The sequence below is a fragment of the Clostridioides sp. LIBA-7602 genome (assembly GCF_056688945.1).
The window spans coordinates 1,916,009-1,931,256 of the sequence record NZ_CP196991.1; the positions used below are offsets into that span (position 1 = coordinate 1,916,009).

16 protein-coding genes are annotated in these 15,248 nt (G+C 27.2%); 14 read left to right on the forward strand and 2 right to left on the reverse strand.

Annotated features, from left to right (window positions below):
• Positions 1-4: 4 nt before the first annotated feature.
• The gene (locus tag ACTG45_RS09150; protein WP_021384560.1) at positions 5-1,258 is read right to left on the reverse strand and encodes a sodium/glutamate symporter; all 1,254 of its coding nucleotides are present in this window, start codon (positions 1,256-1,258) and stop codon (positions 5-7) included.
• Between the two features lie 252 nt (positions 1,259-1,510).
• On the opposite strand from ACTG45_RS09150, the gene add reads away from it, so the two are divergent.
• From add to ACTG45_RS09175, 5 genes are all read left to right on the forward strand, one after another.
• Positions 1,511-2,500, forward strand: a complete 990-nt coding sequence (gene add / locus ACTG45_RS09155) for an adenosine deaminase (protein ID WP_479920199.1) — start codon at positions 1,511-1,513, stop codon at positions 2,498-2,500.
• A 72-nt stretch (positions 2,501-2,572) separates the two neighbouring features.
• A complete protein-coding gene (locus ACTG45_RS09160; protein WP_021384533.1) occupies positions 2,573-3,313 on the forward strand; it encodes an EcsC family protein in 741 nt (246 codons plus the stop codon).
• A 207-nt stretch (positions 3,314-3,520) separates the two neighbouring features.
• The gene (locus ACTG45_RS09165) at positions 3,521-4,672 is read left to right on the forward strand and encodes a double-cubane-cluster-containing anaerobic reductase (RefSeq protein ID WP_479920200.1); all 1,152 of its coding nucleotides are present in this window, start codon (positions 3,521-3,523) and stop codon (positions 4,670-4,672) included.
• A gap of 23 nt (positions 4,673-4,695) precedes the next feature.
• Positions 4,696-5,451 carry an acyl-CoA dehydratase activase gene (locus tag ACTG45_RS09170; RefSeq protein WP_021384549.1) on the forward strand — a complete coding sequence of 252 codons (756 nt, stop codon included), beginning with the start codon at positions 4,696-4,698 and terminating at the stop codon, positions 5,449-5,451.
• A 190-nt stretch (positions 5,452-5,641) separates the two neighbouring features.
• Positions 5,642-8,029 (forward strand): cell wall-binding cysteine protease Cwp13, encoded by a 2,388-nt coding sequence (locus ACTG45_RS09175; RefSeq protein ID WP_479918671.1) that lies wholly within the window; start codon positions 5,642-5,644, stop codon positions 8,027-8,029.
• A 214-nt stretch (positions 8,030-8,243) separates the two neighbouring features.
• Here ACTG45_RS09175 and ACTG45_RS09180 read toward each other — a convergent pair whose 3' ends face one another.
• Positions 8,244-8,477, reverse strand: coding sequence for a hypothetical protein (locus ACTG45_RS09180; protein ID WP_021384535.1), 234 nt, complete (start codon positions 8,475-8,477; stop codon positions 8,244-8,246).
• Between the two features lie 277 nt (positions 8,478-8,754).
• Between ACTG45_RS09180 and ACTG45_RS09185 the strand changes: the two genes are divergently transcribed.
• The 9 genes from ACTG45_RS09185 (at position 8,755) to ACTG45_RS09225 (ending at position 15,122) form a co-directional block, all read left to right on the forward strand.
• The gene (locus ACTG45_RS09185) at positions 8,755-9,345 is read left to right on the forward strand and encodes a TetR/AcrR family transcriptional regulator (protein WP_021384541.1); all 591 of its coding nucleotides are present in this window, start codon (positions 8,755-8,757) and stop codon (positions 9,343-9,345) included.
• A gap of 115 nt (positions 9,346-9,460) precedes the next feature.
• Entirely contained in the window at positions 9,461-10,306 is an 846-nt protein-coding gene (locus ACTG45_RS09190; protein ID WP_021384544.1) for an ABC transporter ATP-binding protein, read from the forward strand.
• A complete protein-coding gene (locus ACTG45_RS09195; protein WP_479920201.1) occupies positions 10,303-10,986 on the forward strand; it encodes a fluoroquinolone export ABC transporter permease subunit in 684 nt (227 codons plus the stop codon). The genes ACTG45_RS09190 and ACTG45_RS09195 overlap by 4 nt, the downstream gene beginning before the upstream one ends.
• The gene (locus tag ACTG45_RS09200; RefSeq protein WP_479920202.1) at positions 10,983-11,699 is read left to right on the forward strand and encodes an ABC transporter permease; all 717 of its coding nucleotides are present in this window, start codon (positions 10,983-10,985) and stop codon (positions 11,697-11,699) included. Before ACTG45_RS09195 ends, ACTG45_RS09200 begins: the two co-directional genes overlap by 4 nt.
• Before the next feature lie 96 nt (positions 11,700-11,795).
• Positions 11,796-12,050: a helix-turn-helix transcriptional regulator gene (locus tag ACTG45_RS09205; RefSeq protein WP_021384505.1), complete on the forward strand. Its 255-nt coding sequence runs from the start codon at positions 11,796-11,798 to the stop codon at positions 12,048-12,050.
• Complete coding sequence (def, locus tag ACTG45_RS09210; protein ID WP_021384513.1) at positions 12,031-12,486, forward strand: peptide deformylase; 456 nt, start codon at positions 12,031-12,033, stop codon at positions 12,484-12,486. The genes ACTG45_RS09205 and def overlap by 20 nt, the downstream gene beginning before the upstream one ends.
• A gap of 51 nt (positions 12,487-12,537) precedes the next feature.
• Entirely contained in the window at positions 12,538-12,999 is a 462-nt protein-coding gene (locus ACTG45_RS09215) for a pyrimidine dimer DNA glycosylase/endonuclease V (RefSeq protein WP_021384510.1), read from the forward strand.
• Between the two features lie 36 nt (positions 13,000-13,035).
• The gene (locus ACTG45_RS09220) at positions 13,036-13,938 is read left to right on the forward strand and encodes an SPL family radical SAM protein (protein ID WP_021384524.1); all 903 of its coding nucleotides are present in this window, start codon (positions 13,036-13,038) and stop codon (positions 13,936-13,938) included.
• Between the two features lie 353 nt (positions 13,939-14,291).
• Positions 14,292-15,122, forward strand: a complete 831-nt coding sequence (locus tag ACTG45_RS09225) for a class I SAM-dependent methyltransferase (RefSeq protein WP_044213380.1) — start codon at positions 14,292-14,294, stop codon at positions 15,120-15,122.
• Positions 15,123-15,248: the final 126 nt, after the last annotated feature.

Genomic DNA, 15,248 nt, shown 5'->3' on the forward strand with positions numbered 1-15,248 from the left:
CATACTAACTTAGTATGTTTATGAAAAATAATATGCAGGGGATACTGATAGCATCTAGCAAAAATCCACTTACGAGTGGAACTACTAAAAATGCTTTTGGAGAATCACCATATTTTTGTGTCAAAGAGCTCATATTTGCTAAAGCATTTGGAGTAGCTCCTATCCCATGTCCAATCAAACCACTTATTATGATGGCAGAATCAAAGTCTTTTCCAAGAATTCTAAAGCAAATAAATACTGAAAATAGGATTATAAAAATTACTTGGCAAGTTACGATTAGGAGAATAGGAGGTAATAGTGTAGATAATTCAAATAAATCTATATTCATAAGAGATAAAGTCAAAAAAATTCCCAATGAAAGTTCTTTTAGAAAGTTTATAAGTTTAAAATTTAATTCCAGTATATTTATCTTATCGTTTAAATTTCTAAAGATAACGGCTGAGAACATACAAGTTACAACAGAAGGTAGAAGAATATTAAACGTTATATAAAAGATTCTACTTATGATTTCTCCTGTATTTATACAAATAAATATGATAAGTACCTGTTCTAAAAATATAGTTGGAGTTATTGTTTGAGAAAAGTCATTGTTTTTTATTCTATTTTTGCTTCTAAAAAACTTATTACCTAGTCCATTTAATTTTCTGTTGTATTTAGAACTTGATAAATCTATATTTGTTGAGGGTTTTAATTTATATTTATTTATTAAAAATCTAGCTACAGGACATCCTAATATACCACCTATAATAAGCCCTATTGTTGCAGCAGACAGACCAACTCCAACTGCTCCATTTACACCAAGATTTTCTATTGTAAGTCCAAATGCGGCAGAATAACCATGACCACCTTCCATAGATACATTCCCACACATAAGTCCTAAAAGAGGTTCAAGTTTTATAATTTTTGATATTGTAATAGCTAGGATATTTTGACAAAATGCTAACACTCCACATAAAATCCAATATCTAAATAATACACTACCACCTTTTTTTATAAGGTTTATGCTTATTTCAAGTCCTATTGTTGTAAAAAAGAAGGTTATAAAATTTGGCATTAAATTTCCACTTACAGATATATCTGCTATATTAAAATATTTAAGAAACAAATTTAAAAAACAAAATAAAAGACCTCCTATTACTGGAGCGGGTATACAGAAATTATTTAAAAAGTTAATTCTATTCTTTAATAAATTACCAATTAAAAAAAATAACATAGATAGTGTCAGGGTTTGTACCATATCAAAAGTTAAGGTAAGCAAAATAAATCCTCCTTTGTAATTTGAAATATTTATTGTATAACTCAAATTCTTATGTATTAGTTTTTTTATTAAACGTATATTAATAAATGTATATTAAAAAAAATCAGTAGATATAATTAGATAATCATAAATTAAAATATTTTAAATAGATATAACTTTTTTAGCATGAAAAACCTTAGTATATTGATATAATAGAAATAAGATTTAAAAATATGTTGAGAATAGTATTTATAAGTATAGTAGGAGGATAAAATGTTTGAAAATTTACCTAAGATAGACTTACATTGCCATTTAGATGGAAGTGTCAGAGTAGAAACCATGTTTGATATATCTATTAAGGAGAAAATAGATTTACCTTCAAATAATATTGATGAAATAAAAAAACTAGCAAAAGTTTCTTCTAATTGTACCTCACTTGATGAATATCTAGAAAAATTTGATTTGCCTTTAAAAGTAATGCAATCTAGGGAAAATTTAAAAAGAATTGCTTTTGAACTTTTGGAAGATACAGATAAAGAAAATGTAAAATACATTGAAATTAGATTTGCACCATTACTTCACACACAAAAAGGCATGAGTATTAAAAGCATAATAGAGAGTATAATCGAAGGAATTAGAGAAGCTGAAAGTATTTATGATATAAAAGGAAATTTAATATTAGGATGCATGAGAACCATGACTTCGAAAGAGGCATTATTAGTAATTGAAGAAGGAAAATCATTTGTAAATAAAGGTGTTGTCGCAGTAGACTTATGTGGACCAGAGAAAGAAGGCTTTTGCAAGGAATATGAGGATGCTTTTAAATTGGCAAGAAAATATGGATATAAAGTTACAGTACATGCAGGAGAAGCTGCAAGTGGAGAAAATGTTTTAGATGCTATAAATATTTTAAAAGCTGATAGAATTGGTCATGGTGTAAAAATTAATGAACATAAAAAGGCGTATAATTTAGTTAAAGATAAAAAAGTATTACTTGAATTATGTCCAACTAGTAATGTACAAACTAAGACGGTAGATTCTTATGAGACACATCCATTTTATGATTTTTATAAAGATAATTTACATGTAAGTATAAACACTGATAACAGAACTGTATCAGATATAAGTTTAAATTCAGAATTAAATGTTATATTTAATACATTTAAATTAGGAGTAGAAGATTATAAAATAATGTATAGAAATACAGTAGAAGCCAGTTTTGCAGATAAAGAAACTAAAAAGTATTTAAATAGTTTAATTTAATAGATTAAGCTATTTGAACTTTAAATCTACTTAAATGAATCAATAAAAATATATTAGAGTAGGAGAAAAAACGTGAAAAGTTATGAAGATGTCTCTTATATTAAACTAGCTAAAAAAGAACTTGAAGAATGGAAGAGAAATATATTAAAGAAACCTTCTATATTCGATAAGGCATCAAAGGGTATACAAAATAAATTTAATGGAGTATTGCCAGATAAATACCATGAAGTCATAACTTCTTCAATAAAGGGAATGACAAAGACTGTATTGTTTGGGTACAAATACGCTACAAAATCACCAATCATAAATATGTCATTAGAAGAAAGAGAAAAATTAGTTTTAGAAAAAGCAAAAAATTACAAAACTACAGCAATGATTGAAGGAGCAGGGACAGGGGCAGGAGGAATTCTTCTAGGTCTTTCTGATTTTCCATTACTTCTAGGAATTAAAATAAAATTTTTATATGATGTTGCTTCAATATATGGATATGATGTTAAAGATTACAGAGAAAGAATTTATATATTAAGCATATTGCAATTGGCTTTCTCTAGCCAACAACATATAAATGAAACTTTTAAATTGATGAGTAACTGGGATGAGTATGTAAAGTGTTTACCAGAAGATATCAACGATTTTGATTGGAGGACATTTCAACAAGAATACAGAGATTATTTAGATTTAGCTAAGTTTTTGCAACTAATGCCTGGAATAGGAGCATTTGTAGGATTTTATGTAAATGGCAAATTAATTGATAAATTGCATGAAACTGCTGTATATGCTTATAGATTGAGGATTAGAGAACTTAATTTATAAGTACAACAATAGATAAAAAAGAGATAAAATTGATTATACAATATATCTATATATACTTGGATTTGCATTGATAAAAACGATTATGGATAAAAGGTAAAGCATGATAGAATCTAATGTAGAGACTTGTATTTTAATGGAAAAATTTAGTTTTTACTGTTAAAAATACAAGCTAAACTATGAAGAAAAGTAATTGGGAGGAATATTTTCATGACAAATTTGCCAAAACAATTTGATAGCTTTAATGAAGCTAGACAAAAGGGATTTATAAATGCAAAAGAACTTAAGGAAAGTGGGAAAAAGATGGTTGGAGTTTTCTGTACCTTCACTCCAGTTGAAATTCCAATGGCAGCTGGAGCAACTGTAGTAGGTGTATGTGGAGTTAGTGAAGAGCCAATACCAGATGCAGAAAGAGTACTTCCAAGAAATCTTTGTCCTTTAATAAAATCAAGTTATGGACATGCAATAACAGATACCTGTCCATATTTCTATTTTTCTGATTTGTTAATAGGAGAAACTACTTGTGATGGTAAGAAAAAGATGTATGAAGAACTTGCAAAAGTTAAACCAACTTATGTAATGCATCTACCAAATACCTCAAAAGGTGAATTTGCCTATAAGCTTTGGAAGGATGAAATGATAAGATTAAAAGATGAAGTTGAGAAATATTTAGGTGTGACTATAACAGAAGATGATATAAGAGCTGCTATAAAAGACAAAAATGAAGAAAGAGAACTTTTAAAAGAATTTTATGCACTTGGTAAATTACAACCATCTGCACTTACAGGACTTGAGCTACATAATGTTTTATATCAAGCAGGTTTTAAATTTGACCGTACAGAACTTAAGCAATCTTTAAGAAAAGTTATAGATGATATGAAAGAAAGATATGAAAAAGGAGAATGTCCAGTTAAAAAAGACAAACCAAGAATATTGATAACAGGTTCTCCTATTGGTGGAATAAGCGAAAAAATAGTTAAGACTTTAGAAGATGCAGGAGCTTCAGTTGTAGCGTATGAACTTTGTGGAGCTATTAGATCAAACGATTTATTGGTTGATGAAGAAATAGAAGACGTATATGATGCTTTAACACAAAAGTATATAAACATAGGATGTTCTTGTATGATGAATAATGATAATCGTATTGAATTATTAGATAGAATAATAGATGAATATAATGTAGATGCTGTAATAGACGTAGTTTTACAAGCATGTCATACATTTAATATAGAAAGTTATAGAATAAAAGAGTTCGTTACAAAAGAAAAAAACAAGCCATTTATGTCTCTTGAGACTGATTATTCCAAATCAGATACTGAACAATTGAGAACTAGATTTGAAGCGTTTGTAGAGATGTTGTAGGAATACATAAAATAGGAGGAATTATGTTTAGTATAGGAGTGGACTCAGGGTCAGTAGCAACAAAAGGTGTATTATTCGATGGTGAAAAAATTATTAAGAAGATAATTATACCAACTGGATGGAGCCCTAAAAGTACATCTAAACAGGTCTATGAGTTGTTAAGTAGTGAAATTGATAAAAAAGATATAAAAAAAGTAGTAGGTACAGGTTATGGAAGAGGAGTAATGGATTTTGCTGACAAGAAAGTAACAGAAATAACTTGTCATACTAGAGGTGTTTATTTTTTAAATAGGAATATAAGGACCATTTTAGATGTAGGTGGTCAAGACAGTAAAGTTATAAACTTAGATAGAGATGGAAATGTATTTAATTTTATAATGAATGATAAGTGTGCTGCAGGAACTGGTAGATTCTTAGAAATTACTTCTAATCTTTTGGGAAGCGATATAGAAAGCATTGATACATTAGCTCAAGGACATAATCCAGTTAATATATCTAGTATGTGTACAGTTTTTGCTGAGTCTGAAATTGTAAGTCTCTTGGCTCAAAATATTTCTACTGGAGAGGTAGCAGCAGGGATACTTAAATCTATTGCAAATAAATCTACTTCAATGCTTGCAAGAGGTGAGATAATAGACGAAGTTGCATTTACTGGAGGACTTGCAAAGAGTAAAGAATTAGTAAAAATGATAGAAGAAATATTAGATAAAAAAATTTTTATTGCAGAAGATACTCAGATAATGGGAGCCTTAGGGGCTGCTGTAATAGGATTTAGATAAAATATATTAAAAATAAAACAAAAACTGGATTTATTTGGTATAAATTCAGTTTTTTATTTTATTTTGTTTATTTCCAAAGGAGAACTTTGGTATAATTGATTTAAATGATTATATATTTATAAATAATTTATATTTAGTCATACATAACATTAAAGTTTTTAAAATTAACTCGAAGTAAGGGGGAGAAAGCGTGAAAAAATTTGCTTCAAAAAAAGCAGCAAGATTTGTTGCACTATTTTTAATATCTATTTTAGTAATGTCAACAATTCCTGTATCAGCTGACAGTAGTAATACATTGAATCAGATAAAAAAAGCAGAATACAGTGAAACCTATAAACAATATCTAAAAGATGCTAAAAATGGACGTACAGAAAAATATAATGGTATTATACCAAACCCATATCAACTGGAAGGTACTCAAATCCGAAGTAAAGGAAGAACAGCTCCAGCATCTTATGACCCTAGAAAATTAGGGCTTATGACATCAGTAAAAAATCAAGAGAATCTAGGAATATGTTGGGATTTCGCTGCAATGGCAACTTTAGAGAGTTTCTTGAAGTTAAATAACTATGGAGATTACGATTTATCAGAAGAACACCTAAGATGGTGGGCTTCAGAGGGTGAATATGGATGGACTGTAAATGATATGGATGGTGCTTTAAATTATGAAGCTATGGGGTATTTAACATCTTGGTCAGGTCCTAAATTGGAAAAAGACATTCCATACAATGGTAAAGTGTCTAAAGCACAAGGAGCCACAAAACCAACTAATATGAATACAGCACCGACTGTTTTTAACGTGACAGATGCCGTGTGTGTAAGTAATGATATGAATTCTACAAAAAATGCTATATTACAGTATGGAGCAGTAACATCTGGTTACTATGAAGATATTAAATATCAAAGTGAAAATCAAAATTCATATTATTGCCCAACGAAAAGCTTTAATACTAATCATGCTATTTCAATTGTAGGTTGGGATGATAACTATTCTAAAGACAATTTTAATGCAAACATTAAACCCTCAAAAAATGGTGCTTGGCTAATAAAAAATAGTTGGGGAGATTACAATTCTGAGGATGGATATTTCTGGATATCTTATGAAGATAAAACACTTATGTCTGATATAGACAACTTTTCAATCAAAGGTGGTCAAAAACCAAATGATGATGAGAAAATGTATCAACATGACTATGCAAGTATTGTTCCTTTAATTTCAAATAAGATAACAGCTGCAAATGTATTTGATTTTAATAGAGGTGATGAAACTCTAAAATCTGTAATGTTTCTAACTGAAAGTATAGGCGCAAAATATGAAGTATATTATGCTCCAGTAGTAAATGGTATACCTCAAGAAAATAATATGAAAAAATTAAAAGAAGGTACTGCCCAATATTCAGGATACATAACAGTTCCAATTGATTCTTTTGATATACCAGCAGGAAAGGGAGCAATTGTAGTCAGCATAGAGGCAAAAAATGGAGAGTCAACTATAGGTTCTGAATCAAATGTACCAGGATATGATACATTTAAAGCAAAAGCTAATTTAGGTGAAAGTTATGTTATAGATAGTAGTGGAAAATTCTTTGATATAAATAGAGATAGCAACTTCTATCCATGTAATTTTACTATAAAAGCTGTTACAGAAAAGTCTTCTGGCGAGAGTATACCAAATGAGTCTTTAATTGGTAGTGATAGATATGAAACTGCCATCAAAGTTAGTCAAAATGGTTTCAATTCTTCAGAAAATGTGGTTTTAGTAAATGGAGGTTCAATAGTGGATGCATTGGCAGCAACTCCTTTTACATCTGCTATCAATTCACCAATACTATTAACACAAAAAGAAGCTTTGAATTCAAAGACTAAGGCTGAGATACAAAGATTAGGTGTTAAGAAAGTATACTTAATAGGTGGAGAAAATTCTATAAGTAAAGAAACTGAACAGCAATTGAAAAATTTAAATATATCAACAGAGAGAATATCAGGAAGTGATAGATACAAGACAAGCTTATTATTAGCTCAAAAATTAAATAGTATAAAAAGTGTTTCTCAAATAGCAGTTGTAAATGGAGTAAAGGGATTAGCTGATGCCATTAGTGTAGGTGCTGCTGCTGCAGAAAACAATATACCAATTATACTTGCAAATGAAAAAAGCGAATTGCAGGGAGCAGATGAATTTTTAAATTCATTAAATATAGATAAATCTTATATTATTGGAGGAACAGTATCTTTATCAAGCAATCTAGAGAGTAAATTGAAAAATCCAACTAGATTATCTGGTAGTAGTAGAGATGAAACTAATTCAAAAATAATAGATAATTTTTATAAAAAAGATACTTTAAAAAATGCATTTGTAGTTAAAAATGGAATTAAGAGCCAAAATGATTTAATAGATGGTTTGGCAGTTGGTCCTCTAGGAGCTAAAACTGGTTCACCAGTAATTTTAGTTGGTGATAAATTAGCTGACAGCCAAAAAGAAGTTCTTAAAAATAAGACTTTAGAAAAAGTAACTCAAGTTGGTGGTGGAGCAAATCAAAATGCATTTAAAGAGCTAGTAAAATTAAAGAGTGCTAAATAAGATACTTAAATATTAATATGTATTAGTAATTTTTATTAACAAGAGCTGAAAATAATTATTTTAAATTATTGATGAATAAAAGAATCAATAATTAGAAAATTTTATTTTCAGCTTTAAATTTGTACATTATATGTTTAAAGCACAAATAAAAAGGGTTATTTTATACAGAAAATCTTACATTTTATATATAAATAACCCATATACAATTAACTTTTTATAGTGTTCTAATAGATATTATTGAGCTTAATGGTAAATATAATGTGTAAGTTTCATTTAAAGTTGGATTAGATTCGTCTATATATCTTGAGCAAAGTGTAATTGATAAGCTGTCTGCTTCTATAATTTCACCATATAGAGGACAACTGCTAAAATAAGAATGTACTTCAACATATTTATTTAAGTTTTCTTGAACATAATCTTGAAAACGGTTCTTTGTAGTAGTAGTCATGAAATCAACTCCTTTATTTTTTATTAAAAATGAAATTTTTAAAAAGATGAATATGATTACTTCTATTAGAAACTAAGTTAAAAAATAAGCAAATAGATATGAAAATTAGAATAATATATTATTTATACTTATATTATAACACTATATAATAAAAAAGGCTATAAAAAATTCAGAATCTTCGAAGATTTTCAAGTATATCAATAAAGCTATTGACAGGTAATAAAAAAAGTACTATATTGACTGTATAAAGTATTTTAGTCAAAATGGAGGAGAAAAGATGCCTAAATCATATTCTGATAAAGAAAGAGAGTATATAATAAAAAGACTTAAAGAAGAAGCACGTTTATGTATGGAGCAATATGGTATCAGAAAGACTACTGTTGATGAGCTTGTAAGACGAGTAAAAATTCCAAAAGGAACTTTTTATTTATTTTTTCAATCAAAAGAATTGCTCTTTTTTGAGGTACTTAGAGATATACATGATTCTATACAGAAACAGATTGTGTACGAAATAGAGAGAATAGATGAAAACATTACATGTGAGCAATTGACAGACATATTTATGAAATTTTATAGACTGGTAGATAGAACTACAATTTTAAATATTATGGTAAATGGAGAACTTGAAATATTAATGCGAAAGTTACCAGATTCTATAATAGAAGAACATTTTAAACACGATGATTTTGAGCTTGGAGAGATTATATCTTATATACCAAATTCAAAAAATAAAGATATAGAAAGCTTTAGTGGAGCTTTTAGGGCAGTTTTTCTTACTATGTTATATAAACGAGAAATTGGAAGTGATTGTTTTGAAGATGCTCTAAGATTGATGATACATGGGTTAGTTATACAACTTATGGAGTAGAGTTTAACTTTTGTTTGCTAATTATTTTTGTAAAGAATAATTAACAAACAAAAAAATTGTATTTTATTGACTATATAATTAAAATAGTCAAAAAAAGTAGAAAGGATAATATAAAATGATTAAAGTTGATAATTTATCATTTAGTTATACAGATAGAGATTTTTTACAAAATATTAATTTCAAAGTAGGAAAAGGAGAAATACTAGGATTCTTAGGTCCATCTGGGTCAGGAAAATCAACATTACAAAAGATTCTAATTGGTATGATAACTAATTACAAGGGGAGTGTGCTTGTTAATGGAATAGAAAGTAAAAAATGTTCAAATAAATTTTATGAAAACATAGGTGTTGATTTTGAATTTCCAAGTTTGTATGAAAAATTGACTGCAATAGAAAATCTAAAATATTTTGGTTCTTTATATTCAAAAAAATTACTATCTATTGATGAGTTATTAAAATCAGTAGGTTTAGAAAATGAAGCAAATAAAAAGATATCTGAGTATTCAAAAGGCATGAAATCTAGACTAAATTTTATAAAAGCTTTATTACATAATCCAGATATTTTATTTTTAGATGAACCAACAAGTGGTCTTGACCCATCAAATAGTAAAGTTATGAAAGATATAATTTTATCAGAAAAATCTAAGGGTAAAACCATTATCTTAACAACTCATAACATGTTAGATGCAACGGAGCTTTGTGATAGGGTAGCTTTTATTGTAAATGGAAGAATATCTGCACTAGATACACCACATAATCTTATTATGTCAAAAGGAGCTATAAAAATAAAATATACTTATTTTGATAATGGAGAAAAAACTTCTGAATGTTTTCTAAATAATACTAGTAATGATAAAAAGTTGAATATGCTTATTGAAAAAAATAAACTTTTATCAATACATAGTAGTGAACCAACATTAAATGATATTTTTATTGATATAACAGGGAGGAATTTACAATGAGACTAAAAAATCTTATCTTAGGAGATGTAAAGTTTCAATTTAAATATGGTTTTTATTTTTTATACATCATTTTAAGTCTTATATATATCTGTGTTATCAATGTATTTCCTACTTTTATGAGAGAAAAAATAGCTATAATTATGATTTATTCTGACCCAGCAGCAATGGGATTGTTTTTTATGGGAGCTATTGTACTCCTTGAGAAAAGTCAACACGTTTTAAATTCTTTGGCTGTATCTCCAGTAAAAGTGTCAGAATATATTTTATCAAAGGTGATTTCACTAGGAATAATATCTAGTATTGTAGCCATGTTTATTGCTATATCAGTAAATTTAGATAATATTATAATATCGATTATAGGAACTTTTTTTTCTTCCATTATATTTTCTTTGATTGGATTAATCGTTGCTAGTAAAGCATCTAGCTTAAATAAGTTTATTGTTTTAACTATTCCTATTGAGATTATATGTTTTATTCCACCAATACTAAATGTACTTATTGATACAAAAACATATGTAGATTTCTATCCTTTTAATATATGTATTTCTCTTATTAGTGGGGATAAAAGTTTTATAATAATTAACATTTTTATTTTAATATTAATGCTAATAATAACTTATTTTGTAACTTATTATTTTGTTCGCAGTAGTTGGAAAAAGGTAGGTGGAGTAAAATTATGACAAAAATTATGAATGCTTTCAAACAAGAGTTTGAGCAAATTAAAAGAGATGCTATGCTTTTTGTGGTATGTGTTTCTCCAATACTATGTGTAGCATTTATAAGTTTCGGAATACCATTAATACAGGATATATTGTTTGATAAATTTTATTATCAATTAAATTTGAAGCCATATTTCTTAATGTTTGATTTACTTATGGGTTTTATTACACCATTTATGTTCTCTTTTGCTTCTACAATGGTCATACTAGGAGAAATTGATGACAATATTTCAAGGTATTTAATAGTAACTCCACTTGGTAAAACTGGTTATCTTATTTCACGACTTGGAATACCAGCTATTTTAGCATTTATTATTACAGTAGTTTTACTAATGTTTTTTTCTTTAACTAAAATTTCTTTCTTGTCAAACTTATCAATTTCTTTAATATCTTTATTACAAGGAATCATCATATCAATGTTGGTGATTTCTTTATCTTCAAATAAATTGGAAGGAATGGCTATTACTAAATTATCAGGTGTTTTTATAATGGGTATTTTAGCACCATTTTTTATTTTAAATAGAGTTCAATATATTCTATTTTTCTTGCCAACATTTTGGTTGTCAAAAGCGTTTAAAGAGAATAATTATATATATGTGTTTATTTCAATTTTTATATCATTAGTATGGATTTTTCTGCTATTTAAAAAATTTAGTAAAAAAATAATTAAATAAGACAATTTATTGAATGAATGTAAGGTTAACTTGACAGTGAGATTAAAAAATGTTACATTTGAAATGTAAGGTTAACATTACATGAATGGAGTATGTATGAAAAATAAAATAAAGATATTAAGAGAAAGATTAGGTTTAACACAAGAGCAACTAGGTATATTAGTTGGAACATCTAGGCAGGCGATAAATGCTATAGAAACTGGTAAAAACGAACCTTCAATATGGTTAGCATATGATATTTCAAACGTTTTTAATGAGCCAATTGAAAGTGTATTTTTATTTGAAGAAAGTGAAAGAAAATCAAGGGCACAGATAAGTAGGGGGGAACATTATGGCTCTAAGAGAGATTAGAACTTTTGATGATGAAATTTTAAGAAAAAAGAGTAAGTATGTAGAAAATGTAGATAATAAAATAAGAGAGATATTAAATGACATGGCAGAGACTATGTATAACACACCAAATGGTGGAGGATTAGCTGGATGCCAAGTAGGAGTATTAAAACGACTAGTTGTTATAGATTTAGGAGATGGTCTTATTAAGCTTGTTAATCCGGAAATTGTTAAAGAAGAAGGAGAACAAATTGTTGTTGAAGGGTGTTTAAGTTTTCCTGAAATATGGGGAAAATTAAAAAGACCCAAAAAAGTTATAGTACAAGCTTTAAACGAGTATGGAGAAAAAATAGAAATTAAAGGTTCAGGTTTCATGGCAAAATGCCTTTGTCATGAGATAGACCATTTAAATGGTATAGTTTTTACAGATAAAATTATTGAACGTGTAAAATTATAATATAGGTTTAGGATTAAACTTAGAAAATATTTTATAGTAAGGAGTTAAATTATGAGATTATGGCATAAGGATTTAATTGATGTATTACCTAAAAATCAATTAGTAAGTCAATGGAGAGAACTACTTGCTATAAAAGGTTCTATAGATAAAAAAGGTACACCAAATCATCTATTAGTTAATAAGGTGTTGAATTATAGTATAGATGAATTTAAGTTTTATACAAAAGTTATACATGATGAAATGTTAAAGAGAAATTATAAACCTAATGAACTTAAATATATTAGCATATTAAAATGGGAAAATAACAATTTTTCAAATGATGTATCTAAGGTACATAGTTTAAATTTAGAAAATCTATATAATTCTTGGCATAATAAAATATATTTAAAACAGTGTTTATATAATTTAGAAGAAAAAGCAACCTGTGGAGGAATACCAATGAATGAATGGAATATATTACTTTATAAATACGGTGAAGATTATAAACTATGGTCTGGAAATTACCTACCTTAATTATTGTGATATTATTGTATATAAAGAGGTGATTATTTGTATAACAAGGTGAAATATATTCCAATAAATTGTGAAATAGCTTGTAATAAATTAAAAAGAAGTATGCCCTATAAATGGGATTTAAATATTTATCGAGGATGTGAGCATGGATGTAAATACTGTTATGCTATTTATTCTCATAAATATATTAATTCTAATAATTACTTTGAAGAGATTTATGTGAAAACGAATATAGTAGAAAAACTTGAGAAACAACTTAGAAGCAGTAAGTGGAATAGAGAAGTAATTAATATAGGTGGTGTTACAGATAGTTATCAACCAATAGAAGAAGATTATAAAATTATGCCAGAAATATTAAATCTATTAATAAAGTATAAGACACCAGCTATTATTTCAACAAAATCGGATTTAATCTTGAGAGATTATGATTTGATTGATAAATTGTCTAGGATTACATACATAAATATAGCATCTACAATCACAACCGTAAATAAAGATATACAAAAACTTATAGAGCCAAATGGTGTAGATTCAATGAGACGATTTAATATGTTAAAAGAGTTTAGAAAAACTAACGCATCAATTGGATTGCATATTATGCCAATTATACCGTATATTACAGATGATTTTGATAATATAAATTCTTTATTTACACATGCAAAAGAATGTAATGTACATTACGTTTTGCCTGGTACCTTGTACTTAAGAGGTCTAACTAGAGGTATCTTTTTTGATTTTGTTAAAAAAGAGTTTCCTGAATTATTTAATAAATTATCAACACTATATAGTACGGGGTCAGCTAATAGAGAGTATAAAAATCAACTGTATAAAATGGTCAATGAACTTAGAAACAAGTATTCTTTATCAAGCAGTTATTCTAAGGTAATGAATGAAAAATTAAAAAACTCACGAGATGTACAGTTATCTTTTTTTGATTAATTTTAGATATAAAAAATATTTTTAGTGAAATGATTGTAAACTATTTAAATTAAATTTTATTGACATATATAAATATTAAATATATAATTAATTCATAAAATAAAAATATGAAAGGATGATGTTGTTCGGAGATACTTGATATTATAAAATCGTTGATATAAGTATTTCTGGAAAAGAGTGAATAAAATCAAATTTAATAAGCAAACAAAGTAAAACTACAGTTTTATTGTTGTGCTTAAAAATATTTGGTTCTATTTTACTCTTATTTAAACTCATCTTTTTGAAGTTAAACCACAGAGTAAACTCTGTGGTTTTTTTATTTTAAAAATAAAAATTTTAAGGAGTGGTATGTTTTGTTAAACAAATTATGTATGTATTTAGAAAGACCAGAGCTTTACAAAAGAAGTGAAATTAATTTTTGGAATGACGAGTATATTTCAAAGCAATTATTAAAAGCTCATTTAGATGTTGACTTTGAAGGAGCAAGTAGAAATTTTAACTTTATTGAGGATTCTGTAAATTGGATAGTTACAGTTGCAAGTCCAGAAGAGTATCCTAAATTAATTGATTTAGGATGTGGTCCAGGATTATATGCAGAGAGATTTGCACAAAAAGGCTATAAGGTAACTGGAATTGATTTCTCAAAACGTTCTATTAAATATGCACAAAATAGAAATAAAGAAACAAATTTAAATATAAACTATTTATTTCAAAGTTATTTAAGTATGAATTACAATGAAGAATTTGATTTAGCTACTTTAATTTATTGTGATTATGGAGCTTTATCAACTGAAGACAGAAGATTGCTAATGGAGAAAATTTATAAAAGTTTAAAACCTGGAGGAAAACTGATATTAGATGTATTTACAATAAATAAATACAATGATTTTGAAGAGATTAAGAGTTGGGAAATAAATGAAGATGGGGGATTTTGGAGTAGTGAAAGATATATGTGTATACAAGATAATTGTAAATACAGTGATTATAATACACTCGAGCAAACTCTTGTGATAACAGAAAAACATGAAAATGTATTTTATATTTGGAATCACTATTTTTCAAAAGAAAGTTTCTTATTAGAAATTCAAGATATTGGATTTAAATCTGTTGAATTTTTTAGTAATGTCAAAGGTGAAGTGTATTCTGATGACAGTATGACTATGGGATTGGTTTTACAAAAATAATAGATATTTCTGAATGAATAAATAAAAACTTGAAACCGATAATAATAAAATACCATAAGAAAAGCACACATATTGAAAAATAGGAATTTTTATGTTACTTTTAATACATTATAAATTTACTTATAC